This is a genomic window from Bacillus sp. TH30 (assembly GCF_016650875.1).
In the GTDB taxonomy this organism is placed as follows: Bacteria; Bacillota; Bacilli; order Bacillales; family Bacillaceae_G; genus Bacillus_A; species Bacillus_A mycoides.
Genome location: NZ_JAEKEY010000002.1, coordinates 140989 through 160717 on the forward strand (window position 1 = coordinate 140989; position 19729 = coordinate 160717).

19 protein-coding genes and 5 pseudogenes are annotated in these 19729 nt (G+C 33.4%); 4 read left to right on the plus strand and 20 right to left on the minus strand.

What is annotated here, in order from left to right; genetic code table 11:
- Nucleotides 1–147 precede the first annotated feature (147 nt).
- Nucleotides 148–528, plus strand: a complete 381-nt coding sequence (locus JFU20_RS03005) for a YxeA family protein (protein ID WP_033716141.1) — start codon at nucleotides 148–150, stop codon at nucleotides 526–528.
- A gap of 19 nt (nucleotides 529–547) precedes the next feature.
- On the opposite strand, the gene spoIISB is transcribed toward JFU20_RS03005, so the two are convergent.
- The 5 genes from spoIISB to JFU20_RS03030 form a co-directional block, all read right to left on the minus strand.
- A complete protein-coding gene (gene spoIISB, locus JFU20_RS03010) occupies nucleotides 548–724 on the minus strand; it encodes a stage II sporulation protein SB (protein ID WP_002017052.1) in 177 nt (58 codons plus the stop codon).
- Between the two features lie 75 nt (nucleotides 725–799).
- On the minus strand, nucleotides 800–925 hold the full coding sequence (locus JFU20_RS03015) for a hypothetical protein (RefSeq protein WP_000588712.1): 126 nt from the start codon (nucleotides 923–925) through the stop codon (nucleotides 800–802).
- Between the two features lie 112 nt (nucleotides 926–1037).
- Nucleotides 1038–1778 carry a type II toxin-antitoxin system SpoIISA family toxin gene (locus JFU20_RS03020; protein ID WP_002017051.1) on the minus strand — a complete coding sequence of 247 codons (741 nt, stop codon included), beginning with the start codon at nucleotides 1776–1778 and terminating at the stop codon, nucleotides 1038–1040.
- Between the two features lie 338 nt (nucleotides 1779–2116).
- Entirely contained in the window at nucleotides 2117–2854 is a 738-nt protein-coding gene (gpmA, locus tag JFU20_RS03025) for a 2,3-diphosphoglycerate-dependent phosphoglycerate mutase (protein WP_002032137.1), read from the minus strand.
- 153 nt (nucleotides 2855–3007) lie between these two features.
- Nucleotides 3008–3484, minus strand: a complete 477-nt coding sequence (locus JFU20_RS03030) for a MarR family winged helix-turn-helix transcriptional regulator (protein ID WP_002017049.1) — start codon at nucleotides 3482–3484, stop codon at nucleotides 3008–3010.
- 274 nt (nucleotides 3485–3758) lie between these two features.
- Here JFU20_RS03030 and JFU20_RS03035 point away from each other — a divergent pair, with 274 nt between their 5' ends.
- Nucleotides 3759–4391 (plus strand): type 1 glutamine amidotransferase family protein, encoded by a 633-nt coding sequence (locus JFU20_RS03035; RefSeq protein WP_002017047.1) that lies wholly within the window; start codon nucleotides 3759–3761, stop codon nucleotides 4389–4391.
- 176 nt (nucleotides 4392–4567) lie between these two features.
- On the opposite strand, the gene JFU20_RS03040 is transcribed toward JFU20_RS03035, so the two are convergent.
- The 8 genes and pseudogenes from JFU20_RS03040 to JFU20_RS03075 all read right to left on the minus strand — a co-directional run bounded on the left by JFU20_RS03040 (nucleotide 4568) and on the right by JFU20_RS03075 (nucleotide 12932).
- Nucleotides 4568–4981: a VOC family protein gene (locus JFU20_RS03040; RefSeq protein WP_002012925.1), complete on the minus strand. Its 414-nt coding sequence runs from the start codon at nucleotides 4979–4981 to the stop codon at nucleotides 4568–4570.
- Between the two features lie 175 nt (nucleotides 4982–5156).
- Nucleotides 5157–5810 carry a class I SAM-dependent methyltransferase gene (locus JFU20_RS03045; protein WP_201038324.1) on the minus strand — a complete coding sequence of 218 codons (654 nt, stop codon included), beginning with the start codon at nucleotides 5808–5810 and terminating at the stop codon, nucleotides 5157–5159.
- A gap of 106 nt (nucleotides 5811–5916) precedes the next feature.
- The gene (locus tag JFU20_RS03050; RefSeq protein WP_002165794.1) at nucleotides 5917–6678 is read right to left on the minus strand and encodes an ABC transporter ATP-binding protein; all 762 of its coding nucleotides are present in this window, start codon (nucleotides 6676–6678) and stop codon (nucleotides 5917–5919) included.
- Nucleotides 6679–6690: 12 nt separating this feature from the next.
- Nucleotides 6691–9029, minus strand: a pseudogene (locus JFU20_RS03055) (ABC transporter permease).
- A gap of 6 nt (nucleotides 9030–9035) precedes the next feature.
- Nucleotides 9036–10298: an MFS transporter gene (locus JFU20_RS03060; protein ID WP_274606593.1), complete on the minus strand. Its 1263-nt coding sequence runs from the start codon at nucleotides 10296–10298 to the stop codon at nucleotides 9036–9038.
- 46 nt (nucleotides 10299–10344) lie between these two features.
- Nucleotides 10345–10980 (minus strand): TetR/AcrR family transcriptional regulator, encoded by a 636-nt coding sequence (locus JFU20_RS03065; RefSeq protein ID WP_201038326.1) that lies wholly within the window; start codon nucleotides 10978–10980, stop codon nucleotides 10345–10347.
- A gap of 256 nt (nucleotides 10981–11236) precedes the next feature.
- Entirely contained in the window at nucleotides 11237–12589 is a 1353-nt protein-coding gene (locus tag JFU20_RS03070) for a DEAD/DEAH box helicase (RefSeq protein WP_002141774.1), read from the minus strand.
- 73 nt (nucleotides 12590–12662) lie between these two features.
- A pseudogene (locus JFU20_RS03075) lies at nucleotides 12663–12932 on the minus strand (hypothetical protein).
- Between the two features lie 18 nt (nucleotides 12933–12950).
- Between JFU20_RS03075 and JFU20_RS30090 the strand changes: the two are divergent.
- Nucleotides 12951–13133 (plus strand): annotated as a pseudogene (locus tag JFU20_RS30090) (hypothetical protein); the annotation flags it as partial.
- Between the two features lie 222 nt (nucleotides 13134–13355).
- Here JFU20_RS30090 and JFU20_RS30095 read toward each other — a convergent pair.
- From JFU20_RS30095 to JFU20_RS30680, 4 genes and pseudogenes are all read right to left on the minus strand, one after another.
- A pseudogene (locus JFU20_RS30095) lies at nucleotides 13356–13557 on the minus strand (N-acetylmuramoyl-L-alanine amidase); the annotation flags it as partial.
- Nucleotides 13558–13623: 66 nt separating this feature from the next.
- Nucleotides 13624–14487, minus strand: a complete 864-nt coding sequence (locus JFU20_RS30675; RefSeq protein WP_374222323.1) for an exosporium leader peptide-containing protein — start codon at nucleotides 14485–14487, stop codon at nucleotides 13624–13626.
- Nucleotides 14488–14529: 42 nt separating this feature from the next.
- A pseudogene (locus tag JFU20_RS30525) lies at nucleotides 14530–15538 on the minus strand (N-acetylmuramoyl-L-alanine amidase); the annotation flags it as partial.
- A complete protein-coding gene (locus JFU20_RS30680) occupies nucleotides 15492–15743 on the minus strand; it encodes a hypothetical protein (RefSeq protein WP_002165803.1) in 252 nt (83 codons plus the stop codon). The pseudogene JFU20_RS30525 and the gene JFU20_RS30680, both read right to left, overlap by 47 nt.
- 217 nt (nucleotides 15744–15960) lie before the next feature.
- On the opposite strand from JFU20_RS30680, the gene JFU20_RS03090 reads away from it, so the two are divergent.
- Nucleotides 15961–16290: a YkvA family protein gene (locus JFU20_RS03090; protein WP_002165804.1), complete on the plus strand. Its 330-nt coding sequence runs from the start codon at nucleotides 15961–15963 to the stop codon at nucleotides 16288–16290.
- Between the two features lie 277 nt (nucleotides 16291–16567).
- Here JFU20_RS03090 and JFU20_RS03095 read toward each other — a convergent pair whose 3' ends face one another.
- The 3 genes from JFU20_RS03095 to tdcB all read right to left on the minus strand — a co-directional run bounded on the left by JFU20_RS03095 (nucleotide 16568) and on the right by tdcB (nucleotide 19688).
- Nucleotides 16568–17803, minus strand: coding sequence for an MFS transporter (locus tag JFU20_RS03095; RefSeq protein ID WP_002165805.1), 1236 nt, complete (start codon nucleotides 17801–17803; stop codon nucleotides 16568–16570).
- Nucleotides 17804–18011: 208 nt separating this feature from the next.
- On the minus strand, nucleotides 18012–18482 hold the full coding sequence (locus JFU20_RS03100) for a MarR family transcriptional regulator (protein ID WP_002012888.1): 471 nt from the start codon (nucleotides 18480–18482) through the stop codon (nucleotides 18012–18014).
- 204 nt (nucleotides 18483–18686) lie between these two features.
- A complete protein-coding gene (gene tdcB, locus JFU20_RS03105) occupies nucleotides 18687–19688 on the minus strand; it encodes a bifunctional threonine ammonia-lyase/L-serine ammonia-lyase TdcB (RefSeq protein ID WP_201038328.1) in 1002 nt (333 codons plus the stop codon).
- Between the last annotated feature and the right edge of the window lie 41 nt (nucleotides 19689–19729).

Sequence of the window (19729 nt, forward strand, 5' to 3'; positions counted from 1 at the left end):
TTCCATCCTCATATTTTTTAATTTAGTGTAAATAAGCTATACTCTTACAAGATTGTAAGAGTGCTGTAATCAAAATCGATTTTTCTATTTAAAAAATAACCGTATACTTTACATACATAATTTAAAGGAGATAATGAAAATGAAAAAATTTTATCTGTTATTACACTAAGTTTATTTTTTTGCAACTTAACTATCGGGTGTGAAAGAGCTTCTCTAAATAGAATCGGTAAGGATGTATATTACGTACAGATAAAAGGTGAAGGGTTTATTGAAAAGATAGAAGGTAGAAACTTACGGAACTACACATTGCCGGCATATGATGAAGATGGAGTAAGAAAACAAATTACATTTAGAAGTAAAAAACAATCAAACGATCAAAAATTAAATAAAAAGGCATTTTTGTGCATTTATGTAGACCAAGAAAATAAAGATAAAAATGAAATATCATCGATTGAAGTAAAATCCTATGAAGAAATTCAAAAAGCGGATTTACCTTTAAAAATAAAAGAAAAGTTTAATGCAAAATAAAAAATAAAGGAAAATGCTCTTATGCATTTTCCTTTATTTTTTTCACTCGAGCATATTTCGAACTATTACTATCCATAAGTTTTTCTAAACGATTTATATTTTCTGTTAATGCACCTTTCACAAGAGAGAAATCTGTATTTGATTCTTCTTTTTTAGTTTTAAAAAACGAAGATTTTTGAGCATTTACTTCTGCCATCTCTTCTCCCCCTTTTCAAAAAGATACAACCTTTTATTTATATTATATAGCAAATGCAGACAGAGTGTACACGTATCATTTTCTTTTTAATTCTTCTTCTAACTCTTCTACTTGCTGCAAAGTATCTCCTTTTATTAAAGAGAAATCTGTTGTATCTTCATTATCTTCTTTAAAAAAATCATTGTCATAATCTTTTATCACTACAATCACCTCTACGTGCTAGTGTAGGAATGATTGTCCAATTTTATACAAGCTTGTCTGAATTTGTTCTCCCTTTATGTATAGGTGAAAAGGACAGAAAAAGATTCTGTCCTTATTTACTAAAATAACTATGATGAATTGTTAAATTATATACATTTTCAAAATCTCGATCTTGAAGGTTATTTTTCTTCCCATCAATAACAATGAAAACATCACTAACTATTTTTGCTGGTATAATTCCGACATTTTCTACTTGCACCGCTTTCTGCTCATTCAATTGCTCGATGTGTTCTAATGGAACAATAATACTAAATTGAGAGCGGATACCACGAAAGTTTGTATTTAATTCCTTCACCGCTTCAAATACAACAATTTTCGCACCAATCTTTTCCCCATATGAATCTAAAAATGTGTTTAAGCTTTTTGTATATTCCTCTTCCGTATGCCATTCCATTGTCCCAAAGGCTGTTGGATTCACATTTTGAATAATTGTCGTATATATTTCTCCTCTTGCTTTTGAAGCAATTAATGACCTTTTAATTGATTGGACTGTCTTTCCAATATCGCTGAATTTTGCGCCCCATATTTCTGAAATATTTGGTGTCAAAATGAATGCAATATCAACGAAAATTACCATCGCAGTAAACATTAAAAGATTTTTCCAGAGGGTTAAATCTATTCCTTTTATCATGAAATAAACTGTGACTGATGTTATGAACAAACCGTACCACGTTTTTCGAATTCGTTGTTTCTTCTCCTCGTACAACTCTTCATTTCTCCAATAAAAGAAAACAAGAACAATAAAGACGATTGCTAAAATAAATAAGCCAATTCGAATGTTAGAGATCGTCAATCACATCACCCTCCATTCCAAAACTACTCACGATACCATTACATGCACAAACAGCTCTCTTTATGACAAAAGACGTGGACAACCTTCTAAAGTTAGCAACATCGCATATACATTAGAAGCAGGCCACGTCTTTTATCCCGCATTAACGGGCAGTAAGACCCCCCACCTCAAAATTCAGCGAAAGCAAAGACGTTAGGTGAGGGATCAACTGCCCATAAAAGCCCGATTGGTGAAGGCTAATAATCAGTGCGGGATGAACACCCTCCACTGATTAAAGTTTCACTTTATCATGAATCTACATTGTATATGTAGACAAGCATGCGTTTCAAATTTTCATGTTAAAAAGAAATATGTTTCGGAATTTCCCCTTCAGGTACTTCTCCATCCATACTTAAGTAATAATGACGAATCGGACGTAATTTTTCATCTAACTCATAAACAAGCGGAATGCTAGTTGGAATATTTAATGAAACCACACCATCACTTGAAAGATTGTCTAAGTATTTCACTAGCGAACGAATTGTATTACCGTGCGATGAAATAATTACTTTCTCACCACTTTTTAATGACGGTGCAATTTCTGAATGCCAATAATCAACTACTCTTTTCTCCGTATCCTCTAAACATTCAGTCAATGGGAATTCATCTTTTTTTAACGTTTTATATCTTGGATTGTTCGCCTCATATCGAGGATCATCTTCAGTAAGTGCAGGCGGTCTCACATCTATACTTCTTCTCCAAATATGAACTTGTTCATCTCCATATTTTTTTGCAGTTTCGTCTTTATTCAATCCTTGTAGTGCACCATAATGGCGTTCATTCAACTTCCATGAGTTATGTATAGGGACCCAAGTGAGATCCATTTCATGCAGTACAATCCATAATGTACGAATTGCTCGTTTTAGTACCGAGGTATACGCAACATCAAATGTATATCCATTCTTTTTTAATATTGTTCCTGCTTCTCTCGCTTCACTTAATCCATTCTTTGATAAATCCACATCTGTCCATCCTGTAAATCGATTTTCAAGATTCCACAAACTTTGTCCGTGACGAATGAGTACAAGTTTTATCATTATAATTCCCCTCTCGGAAATATGAATTTTAAAATTTCAATACGTACACATATAAAGTTTTTGGCAATGTGAATTTTTTATCCATAGTTGCCAAATATACAGATAAAAATTTATGATTTTTCAAACTACAAAACAAGATACTGTTTCTATCTTTTATTCTACTGGTATTTCACGCTTAGACGTCCATGCATCAAATCCTGAACGGCTATTTGCCATTTCATTCATAACTTGATGCCAATTTTCTTCACATGATTCGCCAAACTGTGAGAAAATAGCTCCCATTTGTTCTCTTTGAACATCGCTCAGTTTTTTCTCTAAGTCTGTTCCTTCTTCTGTTAAAGACAGCTGTTTCACACGACGATCATGTGCAGCTTCATTACTCTCAATAAGTCCTTTATCTAACAGTTGGCGCAACGGTCCGTGAAGAGCTTGTTTACTTATTTCTAAAAGTGATAGCAGCTCATTTACACTAAGCCCTGGAAAACGAGCGATAAAAAACAGAATTCTATGATGTACACGCTGTATACTATACTCTTTTATTATTTCATCTGGTTTTTCTGTAAAAGTTTTATATGCAAAGTAAAATAATGCTAATGCCTCATTCATTTGCTCTTCTTTATGTTGTGTCATCTACTTTCCCCCTGTATGTAAATTATACCACAACTCAATTATGAATAATTAAGTTGGTATATTGAGCCTAATTTCTTCATTCTAAAACCAACAAATTTCAACTATTATATTTTTTGAAGGTTGTTTAATTCGTAAACCATACCTTCAAATAAAGTATCCAAATTATTCTTTAAAGAATTCTTAAGGAAATAGGTTAAATTCAAATGATAAATATTGTAAAATTTATTTATTAATATTTTTTTGAAAAACTCAATTGTGATTGGAGTGTTATTGTATGCAAACAAAAAAAGTTTATCTTTATGTATTTAATACGATGTCAGACTGGGAATATGGACATTTAATTGCAGAACTAAACTCAGGAAGATATTTCAAAAAAGAGTTAGCCCCTTTAAAGGTAGTTACAGTAGGAGCTAATAATGAAATTATTACTACGATGGGAGGACTGAGCATAAAGCCAGATATTTCCCTGGATGAATGTACTCTTGAGAGTAACGATCTTTTAGTTTTACCTGGAGGGACTACTTGGGGGGAAAGCATTCATCACCCTATCTTAAAAAAAATTGGTGAAGCGTTAAAACTCGGCACTATTGTTGCTGCCATTTGTGGTGCAACTGAGGGGTTAGCGAATTTTGGATACCTAGATTCTAGAAAACATACAAGCAATGATTTAGAATATATTAAAATGGTTTGTCCTAATTATAAAGGAGAACAACTTTATAAGATGGAACCTGCAGTATGTGATGAAAATTTGATTACTGCATCAGGAGTAGCTCCTCTGGAATTTGCAATGGAAGTATTGAAAAAAATTGATGTATTTGCACCAGATACGTTACATTCATGGTATAACCTAAATAAGACTTATAAGCCTGAATACTTCTTCCAGTTAATGAATTCAATTACTAGATAAGCTGAAAAATTAAATTAGCAGTTTTATATTATATAAAAAACTTAAAAAGCACCCCTAAAGTCGTTATAAATACAACCGATGACGGTTGTAAAACAAAAAATAAAAGGGATGATACATATTTATCTTGTATCATCCCTTTTATTTTTTATAACATTAATATCACCATATTATTTTAATTATTCATCTCCAGCAAGAGTTAACTGCCAAGACACACCATACTTATCATTTAACCAGCCAAACTTTTTACTAAACGGATATGAACCTAAAGGCATAAGAACTTTTCCATCTTGTGCTAGTTTATTAAAAACGGTTTCGATTTCCTCTTCCGTATCACAAGTTACATAAAGAGACATAGCTGGAGTGAATGTAAAATCATGCTTTACATAACTATCAATACACATGAACTCTTGTCCATTTAGCGTAAAAGTTGCATGAATTACAGTTCCCTCTTTACCTGGTCCATTCTCATCATAACGAGAGATACTTACAATTTCTGATTGATTAAATAGCGATGTGTAAAAATTCATCGCTTCCTCAGCTTTGCCCTCAAACATTAAAAACGTAGTGATTTTTTGATTTGTGTTACCCATTTAGAGACATCCCCTTGTTATGTATTTATGCAAAACATACATCGGACAATAAAACCGAACATATATTCTTATAAGTGTATTGTCTATAAAAACGATGAGTTTGTCAATTATCTATGTTTTATTTCTTCTTAAATAATGCTGTCCAAAGAAATGATTCTCCAAACATATTATTTGGTTATTCAATTTGTTTCATCTTCCTAATTTCAATCACTTCAAACTCTTTAAATATTCCCCTTAATTTTTCTTCCGAATAGGCAAGACCACCTTGTAAACTCCAACCTCTATATACGTCCCAATCCGTTATTTCTGATCCATTCCTCTCATCTAAATCGCCAGCTGCAAAACATGTTAATCCGAAATAACCACCCGATTTTAATGAGTTTTTAACTAGATCAACATAATTCATTCTTCTATGTGGTGGAATGTGATGCAAGCAACCGGAATCATATACAAAATCATATTCATCTTGAAAATCCAAATTAAAAATCGATTCACAAACAAATTGTATTTCTATTCCGTTTTCTAACGCCCTCTCTTTGGCCCAATTAATTCCTTCTATAGACAAATCTACGGCTGTTACATCAAACCCTTGTTTCGCTAAATAAATTGCATTTCTTCCTGGACCACATCCAAGCTCTAACACTTTCTCTTTTGAAATCCATTCTGTTTGTATATATGAAACTAAATTCTCATCTGGAACATTTGCAAAAAAAGGAACATCCTTTTCTCTATTCGTGTAAAATTCATTCCAAAATGGTACTGCGGGTCTTAATAATGAATCAAGCATTTTTAATATATCTTCTTGAGTGTGTAACGTTTCACTTTTCATTTATACCCCTCCATAATCAATAGTCAGAAAATTATTATATCTCTTTTTAAACTTTCAAACAAAGAAAAAACTCCTATATTCAATAGGAGTCAAAAATATTATCTCTTTAAAATCCAAGTACAGTTAACCATTTTAACAACTGCTCTTCTCGCACCTTCAAATCATCGTTTCTATACTTACCCATCTGTATTTCGCTAACAATTTCTCCGTCCACCATAAAAAGAACTCTTTCTGTTTTAGCTGCTACCTTTACGTCATGAGTAACTAGCAAAATTGTAGTTCCCATACGGTTTATATTTGCTAAAATACCCATTACTTCTTCTGTCGCTTTTAAATTCAAAGCACCCGTTGGTTCGTCAGCAAAAATAATATTAGGTTTATTTATGAGTGCTCTACAAATAGATACCCTTTGTAATTCTCCTCCTGATGCTTCAGTTATATTATTAGTTGCAATTTGACTAATCCCCATTTTTTTCATCAATTCAAGTGCACGTTTATTTATTATTTTCCTGCTCTCAAATTTTGCTAAATACGCAGGTAAAACTATATTATCAAAAAGGTTCAAATTTCTAAGAAGATTGCTCTGTTGAAAAATAAATCCCATTTCGCTGAGTCGTAATTTTGCTAACACCTCTTCTTTCATACATGTTATTTCTTTACTATCAACTTTCACACTTCCTGATGACATTTGATCCATTCCGCTAATATTATATAGTAACGTCGATTTCCCTGAACCAGAAGGTCCCATGACCGATATAAACTCTCCCTCATAAATCTCTAAATTTATATTTTTTAACATATGGTAAGTTTTATTTCCATCCATTGCGTATTTTTTATTTAATTGTTTTACTTCTAAAATTTTTTTCAAATTACACACCTCCTACTCCCCATTTAGCTTTAAATCCTTTGTTTGTTTCACTGTAAAACTACTGAAAAGTGTTGCTACGGTCACAGATATAAATAAAATAGCTGGACATATTACATAAGAAATGATCGGATTAACAGCAAACTTTATGTGAGCTGCTCCCATAAATGAACCTAACCAGCTTATTAGTGTTTCTCCAAACGTAGCAGCTATAAATGTCCCTGTTAAAATACCTACTAATACTATAGAAATAGAACGAGTAACATATTGTATACGAATATCTTTGTAGGAAAAGCCGATACTTTTCATAATTACTATTTGCGAAGAATCTTTTACCAATAACATTTTAAAAAACATCGCAGTTATTAAAACCGATATCAATATAGCAATCAAAATTGCCACTTGTGTCACGAGTCTTAATTGTTTAATTGTCTCTCCTAAAGTTTGAGATAAATAATTATCCGTATCTGTTATTTTTGCAAAATTAAAATTTTGTTTATACTCCTTCACTTTTTCTTGTAGATTCACTTTGGGTTTCATATCTACATTTACTACGTACCATAATATATTTTCTTTATTATAAGAAAAACTCGCTTTAGCTGTTTTTCCTCCATTCGTTACATCTTGATATATACCACTAATAGTTAGCATTTTCTCTTTTCCTTCTACAAATAAAACGATTTCATCCCCTATATTCTTTTTTAATTCATTTGCGTTCATATAAGAGAGAGCGATCTCATTTTCATTTTTTGGTGCCATACCTTTAACATATTCTATTGGAAATTGGGCGAAATCTCCCACTTCTACATTTAAGTTTTCATGTGTACCATCAGCTTTCACCATTTTAAATGTACTCGTTACAAATGCTGCATATCTTTCTACCTCTTCATCGTTTCCGACATACGATATAACGTCATTAAACCGTTTTTCTATATTTTCAGATTGCTGTAAATCTATTCGTATATCACTCTTTCCTGTTCCCATATAATTAACAAATTGCGGTGACTGAATCGTGTACAAAAAGTTAACTGGTACAACAATCATGAACACTGCAATAATTAAAACGATACTTAATACTCGATATAACTTAAATCGTTTCACTACATCTTGTATACCAATAAATATATTTACATTTGTAATTTTAGTTTGATAGAGAGAAAAAATCTTCTAATCTTTCTTTTTCCTAGTTTATCTCTTGATCGTAAAGCGTCTATTGCTGTAATTCTCCTGAAATTCCGCAAAATGATGCGGCAAAAAAGGATAACGGCTAGAAATAACAATGTTGTGACTATCAATGGCACAACATAATATAAAATACTTTTATTAGCTGTCCCCATATAAAGTGCGATGTTAGAGGTAAATATTTTTGTAACAAATAACGAAAGGATATATCCACATATACATCCGATAGCGGAAATAACAACATATTTTGTTACATATAGTTTTTGAATATCTTTACTTTGAATGCCGATAGCTTTCATAACACCAATTTCCCGATAATCTTCTTCCATTGAAGTCATAATCGTAAATCTAATACATAAAATCGCGATTAGCATTAATAATGCACTTATTATGATAAGTACTGCAGCTATTATTCCATCTGTTAATGAATTGAGTGTTTTAAAGAGTGAATACGTAATAGAGGGACCTTTTTGAGGTAAGTTTGATGACTGGTATAAAGTTTCAAATTCATTTATTTTAGTTAAATCTGTTAGCTGGAATTCAATAAGATATTCACTTTCTCCAAAATTCCCCTTTATTCTTTCGAAGTCTGCATCGCTTATTACAAATCGTTTTGAACTAACAAGTGATGGGTTCATTTGAACATCACGAACAAATGCCGAAATAGTAAATTCTAGCTCATTATTATTTTTAACAACCCAAATTTTATCTCCAATACGCAAATTATATTTTTGCATATAATAAATTGGTACACCTATTTCCCCTTTCCTAACATCGATCAATTCATTATTTAAATCTAATAAAAAGTCAAAAATAGTATTTTGCTTAACGAAGCTAATGTCCATTACACTATTATGTTCCGCTTGATTTTTCTTCTTTATAAAAATGTTAGATCCGCCTATTTGAACCATCTCTGCTGTTTGTTGTTTTTTTACAAAAGGAGTTTGCGCTACAAATGAATCAATTGACTTTTGGTTTATTTCTCCGGCATGCATTTGTACGAAGTGCGGTGCGTTTGATACTTTAAACAATTGATCCGTTGAGTTCAATAGATTAATAACGTTACTTGAAGCACTTGCGATTAAAAGACTTGATAACATGATAAACATAAATAGAATGGTAATTATCATTTTATTTTGAGAGAAATCTCTTTTTAACATTCTCCTAATCATATGGAGCTAGTTCCCTTCATTCCATAATATTTTCTTCGTCACTATCGCTATTATTATCATTATGAAACTAATAACTAATATAGGTAAATAAATTTTCATACTGAATCCTTCAAACATAAAACCATAAATGACTTGCCCAATTGGTGCCATACATTGAGATACCGCTGTTATAATTGCCATTACTTTTCCTAGGTTTTCATTTGGTGTCTTCTTTTGGACTACAGTAATCACATAGATGGATACAATTGTCACGATCATTGCAATTAGAATAGAAGAAAGTATAAAGAGGATAAATGGTGGATAGTATCCTAAATTAAGAATAATTGGCGTAACTGATAGTGCCATTGGTAGTACTAATAAAGCTATTAAAAGCATCCAGTAATACAATGTTTTCATCTGTAGCTTTTTCGCAAAAAAACCTATCGATAATGCACCTAAAATAGTAGCAAAATCGATCAATCCCATTCCAATTCCGTATAACGTGTCGCTACTTTCCATTGTTACTCGTATAATAATTGGAGCGCCAACAACAAATAGCGGTGTAAGTATTAAATTTAGTAATGCAGCTAAAAGCATAGATTTCAAAATAAATGGTTGTTTTAAAACATATATAAATCCTTCTTTCATATCCTTTACAATTGTCGGTATTATATGGCTTTCTCGTGCTCTTTTTATAAAAGGTATTTTAATAAACATTTCTAAAATCGCAGATAAAAAGAAAGCAAGACAACTTATTATTACGAGCATTTTCAAACCAATTATGCCGTACAATATTCCTCCAAATACAGGAGCAACTATATTTGACAATGCTTGCACACCATTTACGATACCGTTCGCTTGCTCTAACTTATTCTCTGGAACTAATTGCGGAATACTCGCCATTACAACAGGTGAATACATTGCACTAACGACTGCTAGTAAAAACATAATTGTTCCAATTAATATAATAAATACAGGTCCAGTAAATAACAAAATTATAAAGCTTAATACAATCGCAGCGTTGATAAAATCAAAAATAACCATTAAATTACGGCGATTGAAACGATCTGCTATCGCTCCGCCAAGAGGGGCTAGCAAAAACGGAATACTCGTTACCGCATATAATCCTGCGAATATATCAGCACGCCCTGTTATATCTAGCACATATAATGACAGGGCAAAACGTAAAAGTGTTGAACCTAAAATAGTAATAATTTGTCCACTCACCATTAAGTGAAAATCTTTCATCGAAGACCTTATACTAGCTGACATCCTTATCACACCTTTCATTCGATTCAGACCGACTGTCGGTCGATAATATCCAAACAGAAAATTACTATTTCTGTTTGATTAAAACCTCCACCATGTAATCAAAGGCTCCCTCTTTCGCTCCAACAGATGCTTCCATCATTTTGATATAAGCTTTAGCCCTCCTCATCATTTCTTCCGGCTTCCACTGGAATAAACCCTCATCAAATATGACTTGTGCTGAAGAGAGTAATAATTCAATCGTTTCTTGTGGGTATGGAGTAGAAAATATGCCTTCAGCGATTCCTTGTTCTAAAATCTCTGCTAAAACAGGAGATAAATGAATAATTGATTGTACTATACTTTTTTGATGCATTTCCGCATTATTTGGCTGATGAAATTGTTCAATCATTTTATCTTTTACATCTCCTGATTTTGGTGATTGTTCCATTAAAACTCGAAATAACTTATCCAAAACTGGGATATTAGGGTTAGAGACAATTGCTTTCGCTTTAGCAACATCCGCTTTAATAATCCTCATAATAATTTCATCCATTACTTCTTCTTTCGACTTAAAATAATGATAAAACGTCCCCTTTGCTATACCAATCTCTTTTAAAATGTCATTTACTGTAGCTTTCGTATACCCTTTTGTAACAAACAAACGTTCAGCAGTTTCTAAAATTTCATTTCTACGTTCCCCATATTCTTTTACGATCCTCATTCATGTACTCCTTCCTATGGACCGACTGTCGGTTTATTTAAAGTATATGTTTAGTATGTGAAAAGTTTCCTGTTATCGTACATATACAACAACCTACTTTATATTTCCTTTATGAATTTTAAAATTTATTTTTAATACGGTGAATGAAATTTTAAAGGTTGTTTCTATGCAATCACCCTTGTACTTATATCGACTTCGTTGTATAAAAACAAAAAAGAGCCGCAACACTTTGCGACTCTTTTTGAATAATAACTATTTAACGGCCACGTCTTTGCTGACCTTGTTTTGTACTACTTTTCTTATTACTTGGCTTATTAAATGATCGATTGTTATCATTTCTAGAACTATTTCTTGAATCGTTTCTTGGACCACCTTTTGAACCACTTCTTGAACCTTCACGGCTATCTCTTTGACGATATTGACCTGATTTCTTTGGAGCCGGCTTTTGTACCGGTTTTCCATTTTCATCTACATTTTTTATCATCGGTTGTTCGATTATTTGTCTTTGTATTGGTGCACCAAGCGTTTTTTCAATTTCTTCTAAATGTTTTTCATCTTTCGCTGCAACGAACGTAATTGCAAGACCTGATCCACCTGCACGTCCTGTTCGGCCAATGCGGTGAATATAACTTTCTACATCTTCAGGGATATCAAAGTTAAATACGTGCGTTACACCATCTACATCAAGTCCACGAGCTGCTACATCCGTTGCGATTAAGTACTGAATTTTAGCTTCGCGGAAACTCTTCATAACTCTTTCACGTTTCGCTTGAGGTATATCACCATGAAGTTCAGCACAATTATAACCAAGTCCCTTTAAATCATCATAAAGCTTACTTGCTCTAACCTTTGTACGACAGAAAATAACTGCTAAAAATGGCTGATCACGATCCATAACAAAACGAAGTGCATCTGGCTTTGCACGATCTGTCGTCTCAATGACACGCTGCTCAATTGTATCTACCGTTACTTCTTCACTTTGTACTTGAATCATTTGCGGCTCTTCCATATAACGTTTCGCCAATTTTTTAATATCTTTTGGCATCGTTGCTGAGAATAACATCGTTTGTTTACTATCAGGTGTCTCATCTAAAATATCTTCAATATCATATAAGAATCCGAAATAAAGCATTTGATCTGCTTCATCTAGTACAATCGTTGAAAGATTACTTAAATCAATTGTTTCACGTCGTATATGATCTAATAATCGTCCTGGTGTCGCTACAACAATATGTGTATTACCTTTTAATTTTCTCAATTGTTGTGCTACATCTTGTCCGCCATATATCGCTAGTACATTAATATCTTCTCTTTGAACAAGCATTTTTTTAATTTCAGTTGTAATTTGCAGTGCTAGTTCCCTTGTTGGTGCAACAATTAAAGCCTGAACATCACTAGACTCTGGATCGATTTTTTCTAAAATCGGTAACACGAATGCTAACGTTTTACCCGTTCCTGTTTTCGCCTGCCCAATAATATCTTTACCTGACATAATAACAGGAATTGCCTTCTCCTGAATCGGTGTTGCTTCTGTAATTCCATTTTCACGTAATGTATGATTAAAAGTTTCACTAATTCCTAATTCTAAAAAGTTTTTCAAATAGACCACTTCTTTTCCTTATTTTTCACATTAGCTTTCATTGTACCATTTGTTTCGCCAAATATGAAAAATAAAAAAATTCTTATCTTCTTTTTTTATATTCATCCTGTACTAGATGAATAAATTCTTTTTGTTTTTTCTCGGATTTTATTAATGCTTCCATATTTGCAGAAGTCAAAATATACTTTTAAATTTTTCTATTACTCCAAATTAAACTTGTATATTTCGGATTTTCGTGTAACCTTCGAAACCACTCAAATTCGCTTAATTTGGCAATATGGTGTTTTAATTTCATGTCATTTCGAGGATAAAATAAAATTATATCTGCTATTACATCAAATAATGAGCCCAAGTTATTCCCTCCTATAACTTCTTTAATGAAGATATTAACGTAATTTTAAAAATCATTGTTTCACCAATTCAAAATAAATTACACCGATATGTACATCAAGGAACTAAGTTCTACAATTTAATATGTAATACGAAAGCATTATATAACCTTCATTTTGATTTAGCATATGAGCTTATCTTTCAGAAAGATGGTTTGCAATATAAAATGGAAAAATCCTAATAGTGCATTAGAGATATTTATTATTTTTCATTATAATTTTTATAGTCTTACCATATCAATTTGGGAATTTTGTGCGTTTAGAAAACCAATTAGATACATTTAGCCATATATTGTACGCCAATAATATAGTAGTAAGAAATTTACAAATGAAGGATATAGAAAGAGTAAGGGGGCATGGTTAATTACTCATGAAGGTATAGTGCGTTAGATGAATAAATAGGCTTCATTTGCAGTAACATAGTATGTTTTTCCTTTACTGCTGTGTGCTTTGTACTGTGGCGAACCATTGACACTCACTTTTGCATCAATCATAAATCCCTGCATCTACAGAATCAGCTCCATCTTTATATTTCCAAGATGGAGCATCCTAGAAACGTAGATTGTCCACTTTGAAAACAATACGTTTTCAAGGTGGACAAATAAACTGTGCTTTTCTTATCGAGTAGCAACAGATACTTCTGAAAGAAATAGACTACATCGTAATAGGGGTTATATTCACAGCTGTAATTTTACAAGTTGAAATTGCAAACCTAACGGTTGTAGTTGGATTTATAGGTAATGTCCCTAGTACTATCCCAAGTCCTGTTTGTTCCACGCTAAAATCTGCTGCAATAGAACCATTACTTGCTAAAAGACTTACTGTAGATCCGATAAACGCATCCAGTAATTGTCTAATTGGTCGTTCACGACATTCACACTCGCATCCTACATCGGTAGGTGGAAGTAATGTAATAGGTGGTCCTGGTGGTAAAAAACCTACCCCTGTTACATCAGATATATTGACCACAAAGGTTGTGGTGCCATCTGTAACTGTAACTAAAAAATCATTCACGGAAGTGATAGTAAATAGAAAGAAAAGCGGGGGCGTGTTGGGTGTGTCTGCAATAGTGCCAAGAATAACAGTTTCTCCAATAAGTTGTTGTAAAACGCTTTGCATAGGTAAAACACAGCAATCACAAAGACAACCTTCAGTTCCTCCTGTTGGGCCTGTCTCTCCTGTTGGACCCGTTACTCCCGTTGGACCCGTTACTCCTGTTGGACCCGTTACTCCTGTTGGACCCGTTACCCCCGTTGGACCCGTTACTCCTGTTGGACCCGTTACTCCTGTTGGACCCGTTACTCCCGTTACTCCTGTTGGACCCGTTACTCCTGTTGGACCCGTTACTCCCGTTACTCCTGTTGGACCCGTTACTCCCGTTGGGCCTGTCCCTCCTGTTGGACCTGTGGGTAAAGTAAATGGTGGGATTGGGGGAAGTGTAGGGCCAATTAAATTTGGATTTAATGCATTAGCTTGAAGTATCCCATTTATCTTTTGTATTTCATTTTTATCAAACACATAACTACCTCCTATGAGTGTACTATACTGTAGTAATACAGTTACAAATACATAAACTTCATTGATCGTAATATAATATGTTTTCCCTATACTATTGTGCACCTTAAATTGTACTGAACCTTCCATATTTAACTCCCTAAAAATTGTAAACACCTCACCTACATCTACAAAACCATCCACGTCTTTATCCTGCCAAGATCGAGCATCATAGAAACGTAGAATGTTAACTTTAGAAACAACACGCTTTCCTACAATAGAAGAATCTACTGTACTTTTCTTACTAAACTTCACATAGGATGGATTGTTCTTAATCCATTGCTCTCCACCAAGGTTTAACCAACCAGGCTTTTCGCCCCATTCAACATAAGCTTCTGATTTATTTAGTTGACGAATCTTAGAATAGCTTGTGTCTGGTCCTTTACGTAAATTAACGTTGTAGCCTTCAATATAAGCTATACCATCGGTTACAGCTGTTGGTACTTCTGTTGGTTTAGGTGGCTTTCAGGTACAGAAACATCCACACTAGAATTATTGTACGCGCGTTGTACATCAGCACGGGATTGAGCTCCTGATTCCCCATGAGATTTTAAATAATCAAGTTGATCTTCATGATCTGTACCGCCAAGATATTTAATCACATCGTAGTGAATCCACAATCCTTTTCCTACAGATAACTTGTTATCTTTTAAGATTTCCGCTAAAAGTTTTACGTATTTTTCATATGAACGCTCGAGCTTTGTATGGTCTGCTGTTTCACATAACTCTACATGTACAAATCGTTTATTAGCAGCAGGTCCACCGCCATATGCAATGTATTTTATATTAGCGATTTGGATTGTTTCATCTCAATCAACAGCATATTGAACAAATGCATTTCTTCATGTACAAGATTCATACTTTTGAATATTTCAGAAGTCGCTGTACTATGAGCTACTACGCCCTCATAAACACCTACGCCAAAACGATATGGTTGTTTTGGGAAATTAGGGATAAAAAACGTTCTATCAGCAAAAACACTTGTAGCAAATGAACCAGCAAGTACTAGAATCATAAGGAACGAGGTAATTAGCTATATTAAAACCAGCTAAAATTGGAATGAATGTAAGTGATTGATTATTTATATCCTTAATTCCTTTCAATATTATTGTTGTATTCGGATTCATATACGCTATAAACAATCTAATAATTATTGTCAAGATAGCTGTTAAGAAATCAAAAGTTTTTTCTGCCTTCGTTGCAGAACGCAAATAATTCATTGAAACCTCTATCGGAAACTTATTTGCTTTCCAAAACAGATTTTCTCTTCATCCATCTCCATATTCGTATCCGCTTAACAAGCATTGTTTTATTTTGAACAGGTATTCGCTTATAAATATCGAAATATACAATAAGAAAAAACAATAAAATTGATTATTCTTTCGCTTCTTTGTCCATCCTTTTAAAAAATCTATTTTTTGGAAAAGGAGTGTTTATATGGAGAAACAGACACTTTGGAAAAAATTCAAAAAAAGCTCAGTAAACCTCGGTAAATCCAGCGTATATGAAAGTATTATTTTATTTTACACAATGAAAAAGAAAGAGTTACCTACTAAAGCGAAACTCATTATATTAGCCGCTTTATCCTATTACGTATTAACTATTGATTTCATTCCAGATATAGCTGCTATTATTGGGATTGGCTTATTAGATGATGTTTTAGCAATCGCTGTAGCGCATAAATATGTTATGCGACATGCGGATGCTGAAATTCGAGAGAAGAGCAAAGTAAAAATGGAGTCATTATTCACTTCAGCACAAGCATAATTAAACTATCTAGTCATTTACCTAGCTTTTTACTTTCAAAAAAGCTAACTTTAATTATTGATAGTTCTATTTAACCTTCACCATGAGAGCATTACAGAATAAACTCTTAATTTCTCTTAGCTCTCAACCCGTAAACAAATAATAGGGTGTCAGTACTTGTTCCTAAGTTCTGACACCCTATTATTTGTTCTTATATTTATCTGTTATACAATTCATTCAGGAAAGATTCCAATAGAGAAATTCTTATATAAAGAAAGACCATAATAGTGCTGATAATTTATAAAGTTGCATGCGTACCCCTATACAAAACTGCTATTGCAACTACTATAAGAATCATCCCCATAAAAGCAGGTGCAGCATGACCAAGTGTTACATAGATTTGCCCTCCAATGATAGGACCAATCATTCTTGCTAAAGCTTGAATAGATTGGCTTCCACCTTGAATCCTTCCTTGTTCACTAGAATCGACAGACTTTGAGAGCATCCCATTGAATGAAGGTCCGAAAATTGAATCACCAAAGCCAAACATTAACATTCCAATGATAAGAAGAGGATATAGGGAAAACAAAGCAGATGCGGCAATAAAACTGTAGCCAATAATCTCCGAAACCATCCCAAGAATTGCTATTTGTTTATCACTAAGCTTGATCAAAAGCTTTGGCATTATAAAAGCTTGTGAAATGATGTCTTGAAAGCCCATAATTGAAAACATAAGTCCGATTAGTGCAGGCTTCCAGCTAAAAGTATCCATCGTAAATTGTGTGAAAATTGCTTGTAAAGATCCGTTAGGTATCCAAAGTAAAAACGCTGAGACAAGTAACCATTTTAAGTTTTTCATGGAAAGTATGTTTGCAAGCTGTGCAAAAGGATTTAACCTTACAAAAGTAATCTCTTTCAACCTATTATTTTTGTCAAGACTCTCAGGCATATATTTCATCCCATATAAAACATTTAATAAAGTTATGAGCGCTCCAAAATATAAAGGTACAGAATGACCAAACTTGGCAAGTAATCCCCCAAGAGTTGGACCAATGATGGTTCCTACACCTACCACCGCACTCACCCATCCAAAGTATTTCGTTCTCTGTTCTGGAGGAATGATATCTGCAAAATATGCGAAAATTGTACTTATACTCCCGCCTGTTATACCTTCTATTATGCGTCCAGCAAATAGTACCCATAAGGCCCCTCCTATACCAAAAACTAAGTACCCGATTGCAGAACCGAAAAGGCATATTAAAAGTAATGGACGACGGCCATATTTATCGCTCAAAGCTCCGAGTACAGGAGCAGCGAAAAACACGCAGACAGCATAAACAGAGGTCAGTAGCGTAACAACTAGAGCCTGTTCTTCCGGACTACTTATATAAGGCTGCACTAAGAATGGCACTACAGGCATAATGATACTGAAACCTATACCACAAAGAAATACAGAAATAAGGCCGAATATTAAAGCATGTTTATCTATGTTTTTTTCAGTTTCGCTTTCATTTTGTGATCTAAAAATAGACATTTAACTTCTCTCCTTAAAACATTTTGTTGCTTCGTCAACAAAATGATAACTCCACTTTGTTGATTAGTCAACAAAAATACAATAATAAAAAGGTAGCCTTACTATGAACAGGCTACCTTTTTATTATTTAAATGTATCCCGCATGAACGGGAAAATAAGTTAGTTTTCGGGATTAACTACCCGTAAAAGCCCGAATGCTTCAACTTTATTATGACTTAATATGTATACCTTGTTTCTTTATTTCTGCATCCAAATGCTTACTATACTTTTCCACGAAGTTAATTATACTGTCGAATTCTGCCTCGGTTACTTGCTCAAATACAGCTTTATCCCGCTCTTGAAACTCATTGTGCAACTCTTCGTGAATTTTATATATTTCTTTCCCTTGTTCAGTAAGCCTAAAATAGATCTCTTTTTTATTCTCTGATTTCTGGTAACTTTCGATAAGGCCTTTTTTTATGAGCTTCTTAGTCATTCTACTTATTGCACCGCGAGTCACATAAAAAGCCTCTGCAAGTTGTGTCACGTTAGAATCTGTATTGTTTTCAATATATTCAATACAATGTACTTCAGAAGACTTAAAACCCTTCAGACCTACTTCCATCTTATCCTTATTTAGCCAAACCATCTTATTATATAATTCCCTGAAACCGTTCATGACCTGTTCTTCCTTATTCATGGCCTATCCTCCTAACAGCTCATTCATACATTAAAACCATTATATTAAATTTCTGTTTCTGTTTCGACAATATTGATATAACTATTTGAGTTATCTTTGAATATAGACGATTACATATAATAATTTACTATACAGTAGACAAAAAGTAAGAGCTAAGATTAGTTTTCATAGCTCTGCTTTCATAAAATTTATGTTATTTAAATACTATTTCACTTCATTAGCTACAAAAAATTGCTCACAAACACTTGATATACGTTGCAAGTCTACGTTTCCACCAGATATAACGGCTACTACTTTTTTTCCTTTTATATATTGATCAACTTTCCCTGCAAGTAGAGCAGCAGTAGCTAATGCACCTGCACCTTCTACAACGGCTTTACCACGCTGTAATAAGTCTTTCATCGCTACTTCTAATTCACCTTCTGACACTGTTACAATATCATCTACTAATTCTTTTACAACTTCAAAAGTTAAATCGCCTGGTATTTTAACTGCGCAACCATCTGCTATAGTAGGTGCCTCATAATGTTCTACAATCGTGCCTTTGTCATAAGATGCCTTCATCCCATGAACATTTTCTGCTTGTACACCAATTATATTAATGGATGGATTAAAAGATTTTAATGCAACAGCAATTCCAGAAATAATTCCACCTCCGCCAATTGGTACAATGACAGTATCTACATCCCACATATCATCAAGAATGTCCAAACCAATTGTACCTTGACCAGCCATTACCTCCACATCGTCATATGGATGTAAGTATGTTTCACCTGTTTCTCTTATAATCTCCTCACATTTTGCCTTCGCATCATCAAAAGTTTCACCGTATAAAACAACTTCTGATCCGTATCCTCTTGTAGCCTCGACTTTCGCTAGAGGTGCAGGAATTGGCATTACAATTTTACTTTTAATACCGAGTAAATGAGCAGATAAAGCAATTCCTTGCGCATGATTACCTGCCGAACATGCAATTACACCTCTCTCTTTTTCTAGTTCTGTAAGCTGCGACATTTTATTAAACGCACCACGAAATTTAAAAGAACCCGTTAATTGCATATTTTCTAATTTCAAGTGAATTTCTCCGCCTGTTTTACTAGTCAAATAAAATGATTTTACTAAAGGAGTTTTACGAGCATTTCTGTCTAAAATGTTTTGAGCTTTTTTAATGTCTGCTATATGTAATGGTAGTTTTTTAGTTATCATGCTAACACCTCTTCTAATAATTTATAATCTACTGTTCATCT